Here is a 20,555-nt window from a genome sequence, read left to right on the forward strand (position 1 = left end):
AAAGTTGGCATCCAAGGGGTAGCATCAATGACTGTAGAGGAATTACTGGAACAATACGCAGCAGGAGTCTTAAACTTTAGTGGTGTTGACCTCCCAGAAGCAAACCTGAGTGGAGTAAAACTCACTGGTGTAAATCTGAGCGATGCTAATTTGAGTATAGTCAACCTGAGTGGCGCGAATCTGAGTGAAGCTAACTTGAGCAATGTCAAGCTGAATGTAGCCAGACTGAGTGGTGCAAATCTATGCAGCGCCATCCTCAATAACGCCAGTCTCAACGTCGCTAATTTGATTCGAGCGGATCTAAGTCGCGCTCAACTCAGAGGAGCTTCATTAATCCGCACCGAATTAGTTCGCGCTGACCTCAGTCGCGCTGATTTGTTGGAAGCCGATCTCACCAGTGCTGATTTGCGAGAAGCGACACTCCGCCAAGCGAATCTCCGTCACGCTAACTTGAGTGAGGCGATCTTGAGAGGTGCTTCTTTAACTGGAGCTAACTTGGAGATGGCTAACTTAAACGCCAGCGACCTGAGTCGTTCTGACTTGAGTGGTGCAAATTTGCGAGATGCCGAACTCAGACAAGCCAATCTCAGCCAGACTAATTTGAGCGGGGCAGATTTGAGCGGCGCAAATCTCCGGTGGGCAGATTTGAGCGGCGCAAATCTCCGGTGGGCAGATTTGAGCGGCGCAAAATTGAGCGGGGCTGATTTAATTGGCGCAGATTTAAGCAATGCCAATTTAACAAATACAAGTTTAGTCCACGCCAATTTAACTCAGGCAAAATTAATTAGGGCAGAATGGATCGGTGCTGACTTAACAGGAGCAACTTTAACAGGAGCCAAGCTTTATGCCACTTCCAGATTTGGTTTAAAAACCGAAGGCATAGTTTGTGAATGGGTCGATCTTAGCCCAAATGGCGATCGCTCCATTGTCCAAAATTTCCATTCTGAAGAGTCACGAGATTTTTTTAACGAAACACCGCCAACAATTCGGATTATTGTTGATGCAGCTCTAGAACATGAAGCTAATTTTGCGATCGCTGGCGCTTACTATCAAATTGCTCAAGAATATCGAGGGCTGAAACAACCTCCAAGCATCGAAAGTGGTCGTCGCCGGACTATTTTCACTTTTCATGTAGATCGCGATGAAGCATTATTTCCTACAGCTTACATTGTCATTCTTCCCTTTCTAGATGCGGCATCTACCCAAAAAAATATTTCCAGTATAGTGAAAATAATTAACAATGAAGTTGTGGCAAACCAAAACTTAAAATCGCCTCAGATAGGGAAACAATTAAATACTCTTTTTGAACAAGCTATGAATCAGGCTACAACAATTAAACAGATGAAAAAAAATATCGAAGTAGCCGCAAAATTAAATTTTTGTAAAGCCCCAGCCCAAATAGTTTTAACGAATTCCAGTGCCCACACTTTGATTGTTTATGACCATCCCAACTTTGGAAAAAGATTTATTAATCGCTCTGCTCTTAATGCTTCAGCTTATGATATGTCTAGTGATTCAACAAAAAATATATTACCTTCATTAGATATTATTATAGATTTTGTTAAAGGATTTCATTATATTAATCATTAGTTATGCAACATTGGGCATTGGGGAGGCAGTGACGGGTACGCAGGGGTCTCCCCAAGTGGAGCAACTGCCGTCATTGGGCATCGGGAATTGAACTAATGACCAATGACAAATGACCAATGACCAATGACAAATGACAAAAAAAATTTTGGAGGAAAAAATGAGCAATATTTTTAATAAAATGATCGGTCGAACTCGCTATGTCGTGTTTCGCCTATTTCTGCACTTAGGGGGAGGTGAAGTAGCGCCAATTTTGGGAGTGTTAAATAGTGCAGGACGAGATGCGATCGATGCCGATGGCGACTTAGAAGTTTTAGGAGAAGGATTGGTAGAAATCAGCCAAACACTGCTGCAATACGATGAATATTGGCTTTCTGCTGCTAACGAAGGTGATGTATTTTTTAATGAGGGCGAAGCGGGGGATTACGTGAATGAATTATTTACTGACTCTGCCGAAAGATATCTCAGCGAACCAAATTACAGTTCTGACTCTGGATTGAATGAACCTTTATCCATACCTGTAACCCGCAACGTCATTGTGATGATTACAGTAGCTTATGAAGGAGAAGTACCAGATTTGGAAACCGATCTTTCTAACGTTCAGGCGCTCAAGGAAGGATTGAAAGCATTGATAAATTTGCATTATAAACATAAATTAAAGGCAATCCAAGTACATTTCTCACCAGCACAGCTGGGCGATGAACTTACTAGCGATCAACTGTTGCAATATTACCCAGAATTGATTCCTTTGTAATTTGTTGGGTAGTCCGTACTTACTACTTAGATGATAAATTGTTAAGCTCAGAGATAGGACAATAATCCAATGATCATGACCATAGTACGTAAATTTACAGCCGTTTTTTTAGCTCTGAGTTTGTGTATCACAACTGTTGCTTGTGGTGGCGAGAACCAAAGTACTCCTCCAGCTAAGAACGTTAGCCAAACCTCTACTAATACCAAGTTGAGTGATGGCGAGTATCAAATACAACAAGCCACTTATGACGATGCAACTGGTGAATACAGCTTGTTTTTACTTAACAATAATCCCCCAACCTTTGCAACCGAAAATTTGCAAATGGCACGGTTAACTGATGATGAAATCAAGCAGGGTAAAAAAACCTATCTGAAGGTAGATAAAGGACAACCAATTCTATATCTGACGGAAGATTTTAAAATTGAGTACGTCCACAACCTTACCGAGAATAGAACTAATCCCCAAACAGGACAACAAGAGACGGTTGTAGTCCGTCGAGAAAATAACTTCTGGGCACCATTTGCTGGGTCTGTAGCTGGTAGCTTGGCGGGACAGGCAATTGGTAGTATGTTGTTTAGACCCCAGTATTATGTACCCCCTGTCTATCAATCAGGGCAAGGATTAAGCGGCTTCGGTGGATATGGCGGAAGCTATGGCCAAGCAGTTCAAAGTTACCAAACTCGCTATAATACGCAACCCGCAGCCGTGAGAAATCGCACTGCCTTCCGCAATACAGGGACAATTAGAAGGTCATATCCTGGAAATACAAATATACGCAATACACCGCGTAGTACTACAGGTAATAACCGTCCTTCTGGCTCTGGTTTTGGTGGTAGTACATTGCAACCTTCTGGTAGAGCTACTTCACCTAGACGCAATTCTGGCAGTGGTTTTGGTAGTGGGCGTAGTTCAGCACCTCGCCGCTCAACTGGTTTTGGCAGCAGACGCCGTTAATCAATTCCAAGTTTAATAAATAAACTGCCTAACAAGTAAAGGTAGTTGTACATAAAGAAGCCGGAGGGTAACAAGTCAAACCTCTGGCTTCTCTTTAATATCTATGCAATTTGCGAGGAGGAATTATTAATTATTCGGTTAAATAATATGAAATACTAAATACAAATATTGCTAAGAGAACAGGAATCATTTTACTAAAGTCTACGCGCTTTTGTTGAACCATTTCTAAACAAGACATCGGAATCATCAAAGGCCAGAAGATAGTTGTTAACACAAACATCACAACCGATAAAAATTTATCTTCTGCATTGAAAGCAGGATGACGTAGGGAAAATATTAACCAATTAGTTAAAAAATAGCATGTCATTAATAAATAACTAATAGTTAAAGTCAGTTGTATCTGATTCACCGTGAGTACTCCTGAAGTTATGTAAGTTTTACTAATCATCATTCGTACAAAGTTATAACATATACATTCGGAACCTCACCCCGTATTTGCTGAAGCAAACACTCCCTCTCCTTAGTGAGGAGAGACGTTGGGGTTGAGGTTAAAAGATGTACTTATATAAACGATAATTGCTATAGCTGTAGCTATTAAAGCAATCATTAAGTGGTCTTAAAAAATCGAATGATTTCGCGGACATGATCGAGAAATTGCCCGTCAGTGGAAAGTTGGGCGATCGCATTTCTGGCTTCTCTTGCCAAACGCTCATGTTCTGTTTGATTTGTCGCCCGTAATTCTTCTAAATTAGCTGCAATTCGAGCTAAATCTCTGCGAGTTTCTTCGGCAAAACGTTGTTGAGTTGCGGATAAAGAATAGGGTTGTTCGGGATTAAGCTGATCTTCCAAAGACTGGATTTTTTGTTCCAATATAGAGAAGCGATCGCGCAGTTCAAAAATATCTTCGCGCGGATACTTCCATTCTTGGCGAATCATCGCTAACCGCGCATATAAATACTCGTAAGCGCGAATCGCTGGACGCAGAATTGTTAATAATAAAGCTGCACCAGAACTTATATATCCCACCGTACTAATCCCAGTAACAGCAAGAGTATAAAGACCAATGGCTGAGAATAAGTGTAAAGCAATAGCAACCCAGAGCGATCGCTTTGCCAAAACTGTGACATACTTCACTTGTTTCTCATCAACTGGAATTCCTTTCTCAGTTGATTGTGCTGCTTCTGCTAAGACTTCTTTGGCTTGAAAATGCACATTCCACGGTACGGTAACAATTACCAATAGCCACCAAAAACTTGCACCACCAATCACCCAATCAAGAAAGTTACCTGTAGGTATGTGCAACCATTGCAGTAAGCCAAAAGCCACCAGCACCGGAACCACAATTCCAATAATGGAACTGATGAAAAAGTTGATATACATCTTACCCTGTCTCCGATGAAACTATCACCTCGATTATGGCTAGTGGTTCTCAATTATACAAACATATTTGTGATGGTTTTTCTAGTTGCACATAATAAAAGAAGGGAGAAAGAATGGAATACTGCTTTGTAGAGTTTCAAGTAGATGATTGCAAAAGATTCAATGCTCTTTGTGAAGTTTTCAACGAAATTAAAAAAGATAAAGACAACGATTTTTGGCGTAATGAAGAAGATTGGCTAATTTTTTTTGATCGCAAAGCATTATCACATTTTTGGTGGCCTAGTGAAGAGGAAGAGACTGAATATTACCGTCGCTGGTTTGCAACATCTGTGGAACAGAGGTGGACAGATCCTAGCCTCGAAACTCCTTGGGACTTTTATTCTATGTTTGATGCTTTTCAAAATGGTGAATATCAATTAATTGCTTGTAGAATGCTTTCTGCTGACAGAGCTAGACTGGAGTTTGAACCCTTTAGCCATCCCTATGGCGGACCTGGTGCAATACAGGCGTTAATTGAATCCTTCGATTTTGTAATTCTTGCAGAAGATGACGGTATAGAATACACAAAATTTAATCTGTAGTTTGGGAAAAGAGTGAGGTAATTCAAACGTTTCCCCGTCACTATTGGATGAGATAACTACGCCAAATTGGTTGAGTATCTTTACTACCCTTTTCTGGAATTAGCGATCGCCAAGTTTTACCTTCTTGCTGAATTTGTAGATAAACATCAAAGGGTTGTTTTGGTTGCGTCAAGTGTCGTTTTGGTAGCTTGAGAATCAAATCGTAGGTTCCCCGAACGTGGAAAGCTGGTAAATTTTCAATCGTCAGGGGTTGTTCCTGGGTAATTGATAGCCGCTTGATTTCAAATCCTTGAAAATCTAAATCCAACTGTTGGCTAAGTTTTTGTTGAGTTTGTTCTAGCCCAAGTGCGATCGCTTTTTGCACTAAATCGCTAGTTGGTAGCAGTCCAATACTGCCACAAGCTGTCACTAGCACCAGCAATATTGCTGTCAAAACTAACCGCACCATGTTATTCCTGAGATTCCACCGATCAACGATAGTATAACTGTAGTTTCTCTCAATTCTCCGATCTATCATGCCAAAACAGTCTATAGGTCTTGATAAACAACTCTACAATTATCTTTTATCCGTTTCGCTGCGAGAACCAGAAATTCTTGGGAAATTGCGCCAAGAAACCGCCAATCATCCCCGGAGTGGAATGCAGATTTCACCAGAACAAGGCCAATTTATGAGCCTTCTGGTGCAGTTAATTGGAGCGAAAAAAACCCTAGAAGTTGGAGTATTTACGGGTTATAGCTCACTTTCTGTAGCTTTGGCACTACCGCCTGATGGCAAGATTATCGCTTGTGATGTGAGTGAAGAATTTACTGCGATCGCCCGCAGGTATTGGCAAGAAGCTGGAGTTGCTGATAAAATCGATCTCCAATTGGCTCCAGCTTTGGAAACTTTAGATCGGCTATTAGCAACTGGACAAGCCGAAACTTTTGATTTTGCCTTTATTGATGCTGATAAAGAAAATTATGATGGATATTATGAGCGATCGCTGCAATTAGTTCGTCCAGGTGGATTAATTGCGATCGATAATGTTTTATGGTCTGGACAAGTAGCTGATGAGCAAAATCAAGATGAAAGCACCCAAGCAATCCGGGCGTTGAACAAGAAGTTACATCATGACGAACGCATTACCCTCTCCCTTGTCCCCATTGCCGATGGACTTACTTTAGCAATCAAGCGACCTTAATACAGCAAAGGCGCACAACTAACTGTGCGCCCTTATCATGTTCTACTTCTATTTACCTGAAGTTATAGCCAATTCCTAACTGTAGTCCGACATCAGTATCATCTACAAAAGCAGCATTTACACCACCTGTTAGCGTAAGTCTAGAACCGAGAGGAATGTCTACACCACCTGTTAACAACAATCCAATATCAGTATCAGCGTTAGCTTCAATTGCGACACCAGCACCTATGTAAGGAGATATGCTATAGGTTCTGTCACCTACCGAACCTGCTCTGCGGGGAGAAAAATCTAAAGTCACAGGAACTAAAAATATTGTATCGTCCCCAAAGATTACCGATGGTCGCACTGATAGATAATTTGTTAGACCAAGTTTACTGATCACTGTAAAGTTGGTGTCGCTCAGAGCTGTATCATCGCCGCTCAAACCAATGTTACCACCAACTCCGATATAGCTTCTGCCACCACGAGTACTTCTACCTACGTTAACATCAGGTGTCCCATTTCCTGTTGGCGGCTGATTTAATTGACTGATGTTAACATCAGGCGGAATTAGAACTTGGTTAATTGCATGGATAACACCATTGCTAGCTTTCACGTCCGCCTGGAGAACTCTGGCATTATTCACCGAAACTTGACTGTTAGCGGAATCGATTTTAATATTTACAGGTCTTCCTTCATCGGTTGTCAACTCCCCTGCTGAGAGTTGACTAGAAGTTACCGCACCAGGAACTACGTGATATCTCAAAATCTTAACTAACGCTTCTCTGTTTTCTGGTTGCTCTAACTGTTGTAAGGTAGCAGCAGGTAAAGCAGCAAATGCGTCATTGGTGGGAGCAAAGACTGTATAAGGGCCTGGCTGTTGAAGAATATCTGATAGACCGGCTGTCTTTAATAAAGAAGTCAGAGTTGTAAAAGAACTACTGGATGCTGTCAGAGAAACAATATCAGTACTTGTAGGAGTTCCAGCTACAACGTACTGACTAGCTGGAAGATTGCTAGCAATAGGTTGTGCCCGTCCCTGTTTAACTAAAGCTTGATATAAAAGTGCTGCTGCTTCAGCACGAGTCAAAGACTGTTGCGGATTGAGTTGTTTTACATCCGGGTAGTTGACAACAAGATTACTTACTGTCGCTGCTGCGACACTGCCAACAGCATACTCTGGGATAGCTGAGGCATCATTGTAGTAAGTAGTGAGAGTACTTGTATCGCCACCAGTTAAACCTAAGCCACTACTTAAAGCAACGATCCCCTGCACTCTAGGAATTTCTTGATTTGGTCTAAATACGTTCCCAGGATAGCCTGCCAAAAATCCAGTTTCGTAGGCGTTTTGAATTGCAGCAGCTGCCCAGTAGTTAGCAGGAACATCACTAAATCCACCTGCACTTAATTGTCGGACTCGGTTTTGGTTACTGAAAGCTTTTTGAATTAAGGCAGCAAATTCCGCACGAGTCACAGGCTGATTTGGTCTATAAGTGCCATCAGGAAAGCCACTAATCACATTATTCTCAGCTAGGGCTTGAATGAAGGGACGCGCCCAATAATCTGAGGAAACATCAGACAGGTTAACTGTTGAAGTCGGCGATGGTGTCGCAGGTGATGGTGTTGCAGGTGATGGTGTATCAGGTGATGGTGTCGTAGATGGAACAGGAGTTTGAGATGAAGCTGGGGCAGAAATTACGATGGGAGTTATTGTAGCAGCTGTCATTCCCAGAACTAGCAAAGCAACCTTTGTTGATGACCAACGAGACAAACTAGACATGGAAATATCCTCTTTTCAATTTTTTGGGTTGATTATGTTGATTATGTGGAAAATACTGGATGCAAGGTTAAGTGAATACAAATATCTAAGATGATTATTTGGTTCGCCTCGACATGAAAACCAGAAATGAAACCTGTTAGCTCTGGAAAATTAAGACGCTGAACATTATGAGTAGCTGCTCTGATATCTCATAACGTTTATCCTCATGTGCACCACACATAGTATCGAATTCCTATTTTTTTTTAAGAACCGCAGAGCACACTAAAAATAAGCATGGCTCCTGTGGTAATATAATATGTCGCAACCATAAAGAGAATTAATGCAAGTAAGCGATTTTATTCAGTTCTAAAATTGCAGTCAAGCAGTAAAATAATTGGCTTTTAATAGCCGTCTCTTTATAATTGCCGAGGAGGGTTAATGCCGTCAAATTCAATGTATCATGATCTTTAGCAATATTTAAGAAATAAAAGAAATAAAATCAATCTTGGCGATATGGTGTATTGTTAATCTTTTTTCGAGAGTATACAACTAACTCAGGGCTGGATTTTGAAGAAAAACTTTCACTCTTTAGATAGTTGTCATTGATGGGAAATTTTTAAATATAAATTTTCAAATACTAGACTGGAAATTAGCGATCGCAATCAAAAATTCCAAGCCTGATTGCCCCAGCATTTTTGGCTAGGAATTTATTTTTTTAAAAAAGACTATTTCATGAAAAAGAACCCATAGATAAACCAATATTTTGGAAAGAGGTATAATCTGTATCGGTTCTGCTCACAACTCCTCTGGAGAGAAGGCAACAAATCCGGTTTTTACTCCACGTTTGAACCCTGCATTTTCATAGAAGTGCAACGTCTTTTCACGTTTTGAGCCACTCAGAAGCATCACTTTATAGCACTGTTGCTGCCATGCTAATGTTAAGGCATAATGTAGCACTTGTGTACCCAATCCTTGTTGTCGAAAATCGAGATGAGTGACAACATTTTCAATAATGCCGTATGGACGTGCGCCACGCGTCAAGTTGGGAACAATAGTTAAATTACATGTTGCTACTAGCTGGTTATCAACATCAGCTACAACGTAATGCAAACGGGGATCGTGTAAAATCCCATCCCAGATAGATTGTAAAACATCATCAGTCGGTAGAGGTGCATCGACAGGATTTAGATGCTTATATAAAGCCAAAAGTTGGGGAAGTTCGTTGCGTGTAATTAGGCGAACGTTAATTATTGATTTAGACAAAGCTGTATTAGGATAATTTTTGACAATTTTAAATATCCAAATTATGGAAACGTCAATTCAGTGCGAGCAACTCCAGCACGTTGATGACGGGCTAGCAGTCTAACTGTACTACCTTGAGGCGCACGTACCACCCATTCCACCTTCGCCCGATCCTTGGTAGGATCGCTGTGCCGTCTAATGGGAGTTGAAGGCTTGTAGGCTCGTCCTTCTAATTGACCTAACTCTTCACGAGGCTTACCCGTTACCAAAGTTCCCCCAGGAGGCAGTTCAATTTCACAGATACAGCCTTGCACCAGCTTTTTTTCTAAAGCTTTTTGGGTGACATTAGTGGGCAACCAGCCTGTATTATGCACAACTAATTGCACCCGATAAGTATCATCACCCAAGCTATGGACACTGGCTTCGTAAATCTCTAAACGCGGAGATATTAATAGATGCCAAACTAGCCATTCTGGGAACAGGGCTATTTCTTTCTCCAGAAATTCGGGGGGTGGATTTGTCCAAGCGTACATGGTATCCCAGCCGCCTAGTTCAATCTGACCGAGTTGCGGATGCTCGAAGGGATACCAATCTACGTAGCCTTTGCCTGCAAGTTTTTCATCGTTCCAACGCAGCAACTTCAGGTCGTCTTCTACAGAGTGTTCTCGTTGCCAATCGATGTATTTATAATCATTAATTCCAGCTTGGCGCTGCGGACTCCAGACTTCTACTGTCCAGGCAAATAGCCCTTGGTATTCATAAGCCCAATCGTCAAATGTACCTGTAATTACGTCTTTGGGGTCATAGCGGAAATCATGAAAGGCAGAGATGGCTGGGTATTGAGTAAGTTCAGTACCTTTTGCGCCAATGCGTTGATAAGTGCGGAGGTCATTGACCGGGAATTCGTCATCGCTGAGGTGGGTGTAGGGACGGATGAGAACACCGCTAAAGGTATGAAAAGCGATCGCTCCTGTAATATTAGGATGTGTAGTGATAAATTGAACTAGCGATCGCACTTCTGTTTCAGATGTAGGATAAGAACCAGCCCCCGATTGCTCAGATTCTTGCCGCCACAAAAATGGAAAATTTCGGTTTAAATCTAGCCCTTGCTTAGAACGCTGAATCTGAATCTGAACTCCGTCATAATTTTCTATCTTTCCTTCTGGTAGTACGCGATAATACTGACCGTCGATTTCTGTTGGTTCGCGTCGCACCAGCAGGCGAGGTTCAGTCGGGCAGACTTTCCAAGCCCCATTAGCATCGGGGATTCGCATCAATAAAATCCGACCATCGCCATCGATATCTTCCATCACTAACCCATCGTTGCCTTCGTCATCATCGGGATAAGGGCGAGTAGCGGAGCGAATAAATTTCGGTTTATCAGCCAATGCCAACTCAGCACCATCAGGATTAACACGGGGGCAAATGTAGAAAGTGCGGGTATCTAAACAACGGGTAATTTCTGGGTGAGTACCGTAAGCTGTCACTAATATTTGCAATAAGTATAAACAAACACTTGATGGTGCGAGTTCAGTGGCGTGAATGTTGCCATCAATCCAGAGGGCAGGTTTTTCTTGATGTGCACCAGTGGCAAAGTTGCTAACTGTTAATACCCAGATGTCACGTCCTTCGTAACTTTTGCCAATGCTTTCTATGCGTACTAGTTGGGGAAATTCCTTCGCATAACTGTGTAGAATGCCTGTTAAGTCTTCATAACGATAGTATTTATCAAACCGAACATCTGGCATAACAAACCTCTCTGTTATGAATTACGAATTACGAATTACGAATTACGAATTACGAATTATTTATTCGGCTTACCCATAATTGTAAAAGCTGCCCAATAATAAGGATGATTATAAAGATTTTTATCTGATGGCATTTTACTATTTCTATATAGTTGAGTCGCTAAATAAGTTTGAATTCTTACTTCTTCTGGATGCAGATTATTCAAGATATCTTCATACCATTTTGTCAGTTCTCCAGCAGTTAGTTCTTTCAGCCATCGTGTTGCTTCAGCTAAGGCAGTAACTGCTGATTTATTGGGCTGTAATCGTCGGTAAAACTCGATCATTACCAAGGCACTAGCCGAAGATTCTACACTCCAAAGAGTACTCACTACATGAGGTACGCCCTGAGTTACAAAACCACTGACTAAACTTACATATTCGCTGGTGATAGTGTAGTTGTTAATACTGAAATTTTCACAGGCAGAGAGAGTAATAAGGTTGTAACTATCTAGATTTTGTTGGCAAATTTCATCTAGAGTAAGTCTGTCTTCACCCGCTAATGCTAATTCTGACTTTTTGGGTTCAGCTAAATTATGAGTAACATGACCTGTAAAATGCAAGATATTATAATTATCAAATAGGGCATTTTCAACAATATTTTTCGTAGCTTCTGCCCCTTGAATTCGTTGGATATTATTGAACATCTGACTAACAATTTCAGACTCCAATTTGGCAAATTTAAGTGTGGGATAACCTGTACTTTCAGGATGTTCAACACTGAGCAATAACTTATTTTGCCACTGCCAAATATCCTCTGTTCTGATTGATAAACCTGTTTGGGCACTAGGTAGATAAGTAAAGCTGAAATTTGATTCTACATTCGGTAACTCTTCTGGTGATGGCGAAGAAAAATGGAAAAGTGTATGAATGGGCAATCTGTACAAGTCACGGTGAGGAATTAAGACCAGTTGGGTGATGCCTTCAAGTTCCTGTGCAATTGTGGAAATATTCAGGATTTCATACAGTTGCAACAGCTTCTCTTCCATCTCAACTCGCCAAGAATGCTGACTTTTACTTTCTTTGTCGTGGGCTGTGCTGCGATATTCTTGGTATTGTTGATGCCAATTTTCTAGCCAAATTTCAAATTCAATTAGGCGCTGCACTGCTTCGGGTAAAGGCAATTCATTGAGACGAATAGCATCTTCTCCTAAAGGTATTACCCCAGTATCTTGCATGGGTATAAACAGGAGAATTGGTGATGGTGCTTGGTCTTTGAGAATAAAAGTATGTAGGGCAACTGGACTAATATGCCAGTAAATAATTGCTGTTGAAGGATTGAATAGTTGTTGAATTGCGCCATAATAAGGCGAGTAAATATTATGATTCCAGCCAGAAAGCAGCCAGTTTAAACAAGCATTTTTGCCTTGTTCGGCAATTTCCCAAGCTTCTACTAAATCACCCGACTCTACAGCTAAATCAACTGCCAATTGATCGAAGCCGGCAAATTTTAAAGCTAACTGTTTTTTACTGTCATCTGAGCGAGTTTCTTCACTCAGTAATTGTCGCAATAAATCTGTGCCACGTTGCAGCAATTCTTGAACTTGTGTTGTGTGTCCCAAACCCATCAACACTTTGCTTAGAGATTGTAAAACCTCTAAATGCAACTGGGGAAAATATTCTAATGTCAGGGTTAACAGCGCTTGATGGTACTCAGATGCAGCTTTGCGCCAATAATCACGGGTGTTAGTATATTTTTTGCCTTGCTCATAGTAAGTATTAGCGATCGCAAAATGCAATCTACCCCAACCTTCTGGGTGGGTATCTGTTCGCAGATGCCTTAACCCTTCTTCGTAGCTGGCTAATTTTCCTTCGTAGCCACCTTGTTGTAAGGCGGGATTTGTCGCGATGATACTACTCGACAAATTTTGCAAAACGTCAAAATCTACTAAATGACCGATCGCAGTTCCCCGACCAATCCAAGCTTCCCAATAATCTTGTTTGATTTGCAAAGCGTTGTCATAACAGACGATCGCTTCGGCAAATTGTTCTAAATAAAACAGTGCTACTGCTTGATTATACCAAGCTAAATGGAAATCAGGTTTAATGGCGATCGCTTGTTGATAGGAGGCGATCGCTTCTTGTCTTCGTCCTAAGTTGTCTAATGCTATACCCCGGTTGTACCAAGCTAAGTAGAAATCGGCTTGAACTGAAAGTGCTTTGTCCCAGGAAGCGATCGCTTCTGACCACCTGCCTAAATTAAACAGCACTACACCCCGATCTATCCATACTTCGTGGTAATCTGGGTTAATTTCTATAGCTCTGTCGTAAGATAGAATCGCCTCGGCAAATTGTTCGCTGACCGCTAGGGCTATGCCTCGGTAATACCAGTTTTCTTGGTCTTCTGGTTGGAGTTGTAGCGCTTGGTCATAACTAGCAATAGCTTCTGGTAGCCAACCTAATTTCAGCAGTGCCAAACCCTTGCTAGACCACGCTTCTTGATAGTCTGGCTTGATTTCTATAGCTTTGTCAAAAGAAGCGATCGCTTCTTCAAAGTATCCTAATTCTCCGAGAGTTCCACCCCGGTTGTACCAAGCTTTGTAAAAGTCTGGTTTCAATTCTATGGCTGTTTCATAAGACGCGATCGCTTCATCAAAACGTTCTAAATGGAACAGCGTTAAGCCTCGATTAAACCAATATTCGGAGAATTCGGGTTGCATTTCAATTGCTCGATCATAAGATGCGATCGCGCCTAGCAAATCGCCTGTTTTCGCTTGGCTAAGACCTTGGTAAAACCACCCTTGAGCGTGGGTAATCGAATTATCGTTATGCCGCTCAATAATACCAGGAGAATTACTGCTTTGAACTGCCAAATCTGAAGCAAGTTGCTGGACTAAATTGGTACTTTGATCCAACTTCACCCACAACTCATCTAAAGTATTAGCCACATTTGGCTCTAAATTCGTCAAAGTGTTATCCCAGGTTTCCACCGAGGGAGACGTTGCTAATTCAGTCTTTTGTCTCGTGGAAAGAAGATTTGCTGGTGTAGTAATTTGAACAACTTCTTCTTCGTCAAACCGAAGTTGGGTTAACAAGTTGATTGTATCTTCTGCTGTCGGCAGAGGGATATTTTCTGGTATTGTGGCTTGGGCGTCTTCCCTTTCATATTCCGATACCAGTTCCTCGAAGTTTTCGGGCAATCTCTCCTCAAAAAAGGCATTTTGAGGTGCTGACGTTATTGGTTCAACATCTGGCACATCATATTCCCATAATTGCTCGCCAAAGCTAATGATTAGCTCTTGTCCGGGAGAAGTTGGGATAATTTCTTCATCGGTTGTAGTTTCGATTACATCTGGCTCATCATATTCCCATAACTGCTCGCCCAAATCGCGGATCAGTTCTTGTCCAGGAGTAGTTTCGATTACATCTGGCTCATCATACTCCCATAACTGCTCGCCCAACTCGCGGATCAGTTCTTGCCCAGGAGTGATTTCTAGATCGTCTTGTGCCTGATTGTCCTGATAATTTTCTATTTCTGTAGGTAAGTTTTGCATTAGCCGAATGCCAATGTCATAAGCAACTTCTCCAATTCTGCCAACACCAAGTTCCCCTAATTGCACCATTTGTGTTGCTAAAAGAGGATTTGGTGTAGGTGAAGCTAGTAAGCTTTCACCAAACATCACCAACCAGTCTATCCAACGTTCAGCCGGAATGCGATATTCGATTCGTTGCAGATACCTCAATGCCCACTGTCGTCCTCGTGCTTGATGCACGCCTTCTAACAATTGGATAAACAATTGTTCCAGATCCGCATTGGTTAGTTCTGGTGGTACCCCCACCAAATTGCGTCCTCTCGAAGCCTTGAGAGAACTATTCTGTTTACTTGCAATGAGGCGCTTTAAAAACCTTTTAAGCGACTGCGATATCCGCCTGAGCATCTGCCACACTCTTGGATTTTGTTTTTCTAGATTTTAGCCATCGTTGTCTTAAAAAAATCATCAATTACGTAAAAACCCATTAGATTCGGACAGCGCTTCCGTAGCAGGTTAGCAAAAAATATACAAATCTTCAAGAGCATAGCATTACAACGTTACAATTCCCAGGTTTAACTCTTGAATTTGATTCTCTCCAGCAGTTAATTTTCAGTTTGCTCTGTAGTCGATTGGCCAGCAGGATATAACTGACTAATTAATGCCTGGACAAGCACTTGTGGGTCGTCTGTTTCAACGGCAAGCTGTTGAGCAATTTGCTGACGTAAATTTTCATCCTCCTGCAACATCACAAACAACTGTTCTAGGGTGACAGTTTGGTATTCTCCCTCTGGGAGGTTCTCTGGTGCATCTGCTGACTCCGATACTGAGGCAGTTCCTTCAGAGGGCAAAGAAGTAGTGCTAAAAGCATCTGGCCCTTCATATTCCCAAACTGGTTCGCCTTCATTGCGTGTCAACAACTGCATCCCGATATTATAGGCAACATCTCCAATTTCTCCGACTTTTAACTCACCCAATTGCACTAACCGCGCCGCCATTTCATTATTGGGTGTCGGAGATGCGAGCAATCTGTCGCCAAAGCGCCCTAACCACTCAACCCACTCTTGAGTTGTGATCCGATGTTCGATATTATGCAGCCACTTCTGTGCCCATGCTTCCCCTCGTGCTTGATGTACTCCTTGCAACAGTTCGTTGAAGAGAAATTCCAGATCCGTATCGCTCAAGGGTGGTGCTGGTTCTTTTTCTACATTTACCCTAGATTTTGAGGTAGTCTGTTTTCCACCAAACAAGTTCTGAAAAAGCTTTTTGAGCCATTGAAATAGCCGCTTGAGCATCTGCTGCACCATCGAGTTTTACTTTATCTATAAAATTGTAGCGATCGCACTGGACTATGACGTTAGTTTAGTCAATAAAACGTATAGTCATTTGTCATTTGTCATTTGTCATTTGTCAAGAGTTATTCTCCTCTGCTTCCCAGTCTCTTTAAATAGAACAAATGTACTAAATGATATGCTATAATTCCCATACATTGATGTTGAAATCATAGTAGAGGATAAGCTCTGGTTGCTTGCTTTCCTAAGTGCCAAAATTTACGGCATTAGTTGAGTCTTGGGCTATGGCAACATCGGTAAATAAAGCCAGGTACGAGAGTTTAAAATAATTGAATCCTCAACTCGACTCGGTGCTACTAATTCACTTTGAAAGGCATTGAAGTCTATATTTCCATGTCTTACGAACCCCTGCACCACAAATATCGCCCCAAAAGTTTTGCTGAACTGGTGGGTCAAGAGGCGATCACCACCACCCTCACGAACGCGATCGGCACATCTAAAATTGCCCCTGCCTACTTATTTACCGGGCCAAGAGGTACGGGGAAAACTTCTAGTGCCCGAATTTTGGCTAAATCCCTCAATTGTCTCAAAGGTGATAAGCCCACGGCTGAACCCTGCGGCGTGTGTGAGGTTTGTCAGGGAATCGCTAAGGGCTACACCCTAGATGTAATTGAAATCGATGCCGCTAGTAACACTGGTGTCGATAATATCCGTGAGTTGATTGAAAAAGCCCAGTTTGCTCCTGTGCAGTGTCGCTACAAGGTTTATGTAATCGATGAATGCCACATGCTCAGTACCCAGGCATTCAACGCACTACTTAAGACCCTAGAGGAACCACCGAGACACGTGGTTTTTGTATTGGCAACAACAGACCCGCAACGAGTATTACCAACGATTATTTCGCGCTGTCAAAGGTTTGATTTTAGACGCATTCAGTTAGAGGCGATGGTGAAGCATTTAAGTGCGATCGCCTCTAAAGAAAATATTCATATTTCAGATGATGCTGTCACCCTGGTAGCCCAACTTTCTCAGGGAGGCTTGCGAGATGCCGAAAGTCTACTCGACCAATTAAGCTTGTTAGCAGGTGAAGTCACACCAGAGCGAGTTTGGGATTTGGTGGGGACGGTAAGCGAACAGGACTTGCTAGCGCTTTTAAATGCGATCGCTCAAGATAAACCGGAAGCAGTTCTAGACTGTACTCACTACATTTTAGATCGCGGTCGAGAACCCCTAACTATTCTGCAAAATCTTGCTGCTTTTTACCGCGATTTACTGATTGCCAAAACAGCACCCAACCGCCACGATTTGGTTGCTTGTACTCAGCAAACTTGGACAGCACTGATTGAGTTTGCTCAATACTTCGATATCAGCGTGATTTTGGCGGGACAGAAACACTTACGAGAAGCTGAAGTACAAATTAAAAATACCACTCAGCCACGTTTGTGGTTGGAGGTAACATTACTAGGATTGTTGCCTAGTGCGACGAATATTCAGCCACAAGCCCCAAGTGTCGCGCCGCGAGTTAATACACCTGCTGTATCTCCAAGTTATACTCCAGTCGTTGCCCAAAATCAGCCAGTCTCTTCTGTACCTTTAGCTGAACCGCAAACAAATCATAATTCTGCATCTGCCAATCATCAAGCGACAGCCCAAAATCAGCCCGTCACTTCATCTCCCCCAGTTGAACGGCAAACAAATCATAATTCTGCTGCTAAATCAGTTTCACCACCAACCCCAGAACCTGTATCTGTTCCTGTACCATCGGTGAATATTGAACCAGTAACTTCAGAAGTTGTTGGCGAAGCAGAATATGACTTAACTCAGATTTGGCAACAAGTACTTGCCAACCTCCAGCCAAAATCAAGGCAAGAAATGCTGCGTCAAATGAGCCAACTCATCGAGTTCGATGGTGCTGTGGCTCGAATTGCGATTAAACAGGCATGGTATGACAAGGGTAAATCTTATCTACCGATGATTACGGCGGCTTTCCAGCAGACTTTCCAGCGTGAAATCCAGATAAATTTAGAAAAAGGAACTTCTTCAAACTCTACCTCAGCCAAAAAAAATCCTCCGCCAAAAGATTCTATTCGTATTCAACAGCCACCAACTCCCAGTTACAACCAGCAAATTTCGCCTCCAGCGCCAGCACCACAGCCAACTAACCCATCACCAGTACCACAAAAAAGCGAGTTGGCAGCAAAGAATGGCAATGGTGTAAATGGAAATAGGGCAAATGGAAATGGTGTAAATGGGAATGGGGTAAATGGAAACGGGATGCAAACTTCGCCTCCACCCCCAAAACAAATACCCGCACCTGATTGGGAACCTGATGAAGTAGCGATCGCAGCTCAACGTGTAGCAGAATTTTTCAACGGACAAATTATCCGTTTTGCAGATGATTTCCCAGAATTCTCCGATTCTATAACTACACCAGAATGGGTAGAAGAAGCAGAAGTTGATGATGAATAAAAAAATGCAAAATTATTTTAGGTAATTTTGCATTTTTAATTTTTAATTTTTAATTCCCCAAAGGGGCTATTCCCCATTCCCCGTATGCAAGGTTTTCACCCATTTCAGGCGCTTTGGTCTTACCGACATCCGAGCAGTAGTGCTGCTCATGACGACTAACCAGTGCAACATATATAAACTGCCACGCAGGGTTTGCACCAGCATTATAAGATATGTAGAAAGTGGGAACTTTTGATCTTGACGTACCCGTTTCAGACCTGTAAACATCCCTACCATAGACATAGAAATGGACAAGCCTGTGATCGGACTTAACATTGGTGGACGATGACGAGCGATCGCCATTAATAAATCTGGGACTGCTGCTGTCGGTAAGATATACATAATCAGCATAAAAATCAGCAGATCCCAGCTTTTACGCCATCCCATCCGGTTTTTGAGAATTAAATCCCAATAATCTAAATAGCGCTGATAACCGCCTTCTGCCCAACGGTTACGCTGATGCCAGAGTGAAATTGCATTTGTCACTCCTTCTTCTTGCACCGCAGGATGGAAAACACACTCAATATCCCATTTATCCAAATGTAAGCGGATTGTCAAATCCAAATCATCGGTAATGGTTTCTTCATTCCAGCCACCGCAGCTTTCCAAGGCGGAACGCCGGACAAATTGACCATTGCCCCGCAGTTCGCCAATGCCACCAAGGGCAGTCCGTTGTTGCTGAAACCAGGTATCAAGGGCCATTTCAGCCATTTGACCCTTAGTCCAAAAGTTTGCTTTAGCGTTGGCGATCGCTTTTCGCACCTGCACCGCCCCCACGTTTTCTCTTTGAAATAAAGGTACTACCTGTTGCAGCAAGTCTGGTGTTACTTGGGCATCAGCATCAAATACTGCTATAATGTCGCCCTTTGTCAGCGGCAATACCTGATTCAACGCTCCTGATTTGCCACCAGTAGCTTCTGCTGAACGCCTTAGTACTTTCAGCTGGTCGTGTTTCTGTGCGAGTTCCGCTAATAAATGTGGCGTGCGATCGCTGCTGCGATCGTCAATTATCCAAATTTCGTACTCCCCACCTGGATATTCCAGATTACAAAGATTTTTGACTAATTTAGTAATTACCGCTTCCTCATTTTTCGCAGCCACTAGCACAGAAACAGAAGGTAAATCTCCCTGTATTTCTTTTGGATAGCGACGGGATTTAGTAAACACTACCACCAAAGCATGAAATCCTAGAATGGTGGTCAGTCCTAGAATAAAAATGGAAGCCCAAGAAACTAAATGCAGAGCGATCGTGCCACTCCAGACGATAGTCAAGACTAGAGCTGCTTTGCCTCTACGACCTTGAAACCGGGATGGTAGAGACATAGAATCTGTCTCTACCACTGACTCCTCATCTACTGATAGGTCAGATAACAAGGAGTTGAGCGGATCGAGCTCTTGATAAGAATCTTCTTCGGGCCAGGAATTCGCTGGCATAGGTTAGGTTGCTTGATTCAAAAACCACTATTTGTCTACAGTTAGTAATTTTACGGACAAATATCCCTAAGCTACTTTTCCCGATATTAATCGGAATGGGCAAACTGCAATACCCGCTATCCCTAAGCCAAAAGCCGCTGGGACTACCTTTGTTGTCACCGCCACTGTGCGTAATTACCTCATATTAACCGCGTTTACTACTCTTAGACAGAAGCTTGATTCCTTTGATAGCCACTTCGGCAGGAAGCTTGTAGAGTCGGACTTTCTCTAATGAGAACTCCGGTTTGGATAAAGTAATAGCAAGGCAGCAGCAGCTTTTTGTTGGGAAAAACTGCAATAACGCCATCCACCACTGTATAGTAGGGATTTTTAGTGTTACCGTTCCCAGATTCGATAACAGTTAATGCAGCATCATTGTAACCGAAATTTTAATATTTCTTAGTAGTAACTTCATTTATTGGGTATGAGGCATGGGGCATGGGGACTGGGGACTGGGGACTGGAGTTCAAAAACTCGTCAGCAAGTATCAAAGACTTATCCCTTATGCCCAATGCCCAATCCCCAATCCCCAATGCCCAATCCCCAATCCCCATTCCTACTATGTGCTTTAGACACATCTTTGGGGAATACTACTAACATCCACTAAT

The 20,555-nt window shown here is 42.3% G+C and carries 14 protein-coding genes; 6 read left to right on the forward strand and 8 right to left on the reverse strand.

Translation table 11 applies throughout. The features are described from left to right. Positions 1 to 27: 27 nt before the first annotated feature. The 3 genes from RM368_RS00770 (at position 28) to RM368_RS00780 (ending at position 3,295) form a co-directional block, all read left to right on the forward strand. Entirely contained in the window at positions 28 to 1,590 is a 1,563-nt protein-coding gene (locus RM368_RS00770) for a pentapeptide repeat-containing protein (protein WP_322692330.1), read from the forward strand. A 157-nt stretch (positions 1,591 to 1,747) separates the two neighbouring features. Further along, complete coding sequence (locus RM368_RS00775; RefSeq protein ID WP_322692267.1) at positions 1,748 to 2,341, forward strand: DUF1517 domain-containing protein; 594 nt, start codon at positions 1,748 to 1,750, stop codon at positions 2,339 to 2,341. Between the two features lie 69 nt (positions 2,342 to 2,410). Beyond that, on the forward strand, positions 2,411 to 3,295 hold the full coding sequence (locus tag RM368_RS00780; protein ID WP_322692268.1) for a hypothetical protein: 885 nt from the start codon (positions 2,411 to 2,413) through the stop codon (positions 3,293 to 3,295). A 606-nt stretch (positions 3,296 to 3,901) separates the two neighbouring features. On the opposite strand, the gene RM368_RS00785 is transcribed toward RM368_RS00780, so the two are convergent. Then, positions 3,902 to 4,675 carry a hypothetical protein gene (locus RM368_RS00785; protein ID WP_322692269.1) on the reverse strand — a complete coding sequence of 258 codons (774 nt, stop codon included), beginning with the start codon at positions 4,673 to 4,675 and terminating at the stop codon, positions 3,902 to 3,904. Between the two features lie 113 nt (positions 4,676 to 4,788). Between RM368_RS00785 and RM368_RS00790 the strand changes: the two genes are divergently transcribed. Continuing rightward, positions 4,789 to 5,256 (forward strand): hypothetical protein, encoded by a 468-nt coding sequence (locus RM368_RS00790; protein WP_322692270.1) that lies wholly within the window; start codon positions 4,789 to 4,791, stop codon positions 5,254 to 5,256. Positions 5,257 to 5,296: 40 nt separating this feature from the next. Here the strand turns inward: RM368_RS00790 and RM368_RS00795 are convergent, their stop codons facing one another. Then, positions 5,297 to 5,704 carry a hypothetical protein gene (locus RM368_RS00795; RefSeq protein WP_322692331.1) on the reverse strand — a complete coding sequence of 136 codons (408 nt, stop codon included), beginning with the start codon at positions 5,702 to 5,704 and terminating at the stop codon, positions 5,297 to 5,299. Positions 5,705 to 5,771: 67 nt separating this feature from the next. On the opposite strand from RM368_RS00795, the gene RM368_RS00800 reads away from it, so the two are divergent. After that, positions 5,772 to 6,437 (forward strand): class I SAM-dependent methyltransferase, encoded by a 666-nt coding sequence (locus RM368_RS00800; protein ID WP_322692271.1) that lies wholly within the window; start codon positions 5,772 to 5,774, stop codon positions 6,435 to 6,437. 52 nt (positions 6,438 to 6,489) lie between these two features. Here RM368_RS00800 and RM368_RS00805 read toward each other — a convergent pair whose 3' ends face one another. The 5 genes from RM368_RS00805 to RM368_RS00825 form a co-directional block, all read right to left on the reverse strand. After that, positions 6,490 to 8,196, reverse strand: a complete 1,707-nt coding sequence (locus RM368_RS00805; protein WP_322692272.1) for a fasciclin domain-containing protein — start codon at positions 8,194 to 8,196, stop codon at positions 6,490 to 6,492. A gap of 774 nt (positions 8,197 to 8,970) precedes the next feature. Continuing rightward, positions 8,971 to 9,438: a GNAT family N-acetyltransferase gene (locus tag RM368_RS00810; protein WP_322692273.1), complete on the reverse strand. Its 468-nt coding sequence runs from the start codon at positions 9,436 to 9,438 to the stop codon at positions 8,971 to 8,973. 41 nt (positions 9,439 to 9,479) lie between these two features. Continuing rightward, complete coding sequence (locus tag RM368_RS00815) at positions 9,480 to 11,165, reverse strand: M14 family metallopeptidase (protein WP_322692274.1); 1,686 nt, start codon at positions 11,163 to 11,165, stop codon at positions 9,480 to 9,482. A 56-nt stretch (positions 11,166 to 11,221) separates the two neighbouring features. After that, on the reverse strand, positions 11,222 to 15,082 hold the full coding sequence (locus RM368_RS00820) for a CHAT domain-containing protein (protein ID WP_322692275.1): 3,861 nt from the start codon (positions 15,080 to 15,082) through the stop codon (positions 11,222 to 11,224). Between the two features lie 197 nt (positions 15,083 to 15,279). Next, entirely contained in the window at positions 15,280 to 15,969 is a 690-nt protein-coding gene (locus RM368_RS00825) for a hypothetical protein (protein WP_416212202.1), read from the reverse strand. 390 nt (positions 15,970 to 16,359) lie between these two features. Between RM368_RS00825 and RM368_RS00830 the strand changes: the two genes are divergently transcribed. Continuing rightward, entirely contained in the window at positions 16,360 to 18,435 is a 2,076-nt protein-coding gene (locus RM368_RS00830; RefSeq protein ID WP_322692277.1) for a DNA polymerase III subunit gamma/tau, read from the forward strand. 66 nt (positions 18,436 to 18,501) lie between these two features. Here RM368_RS00830 and RM368_RS00835 read toward each other — a convergent pair whose 3' ends face one another. Next, the gene (locus RM368_RS00835; protein ID WP_322692278.1) at positions 18,502 to 19,908 is read right to left on the reverse strand and encodes a glycosyltransferase family 2 protein; all 1,407 of its coding nucleotides are present in this window, start codon (positions 19,906 to 19,908) and stop codon (positions 18,502 to 18,504) included. Positions 19,909 to 20,555 lie beyond the last annotated feature (647 nt).

The organism is Nostoc sp. DedSLP03, from assembly GCF_034530815.1.
Classification (GTDB): Bacteria; Cyanobacteriota; Cyanobacteriia; order Cyanobacteriales; family Nostocaceae; genus Nostoc.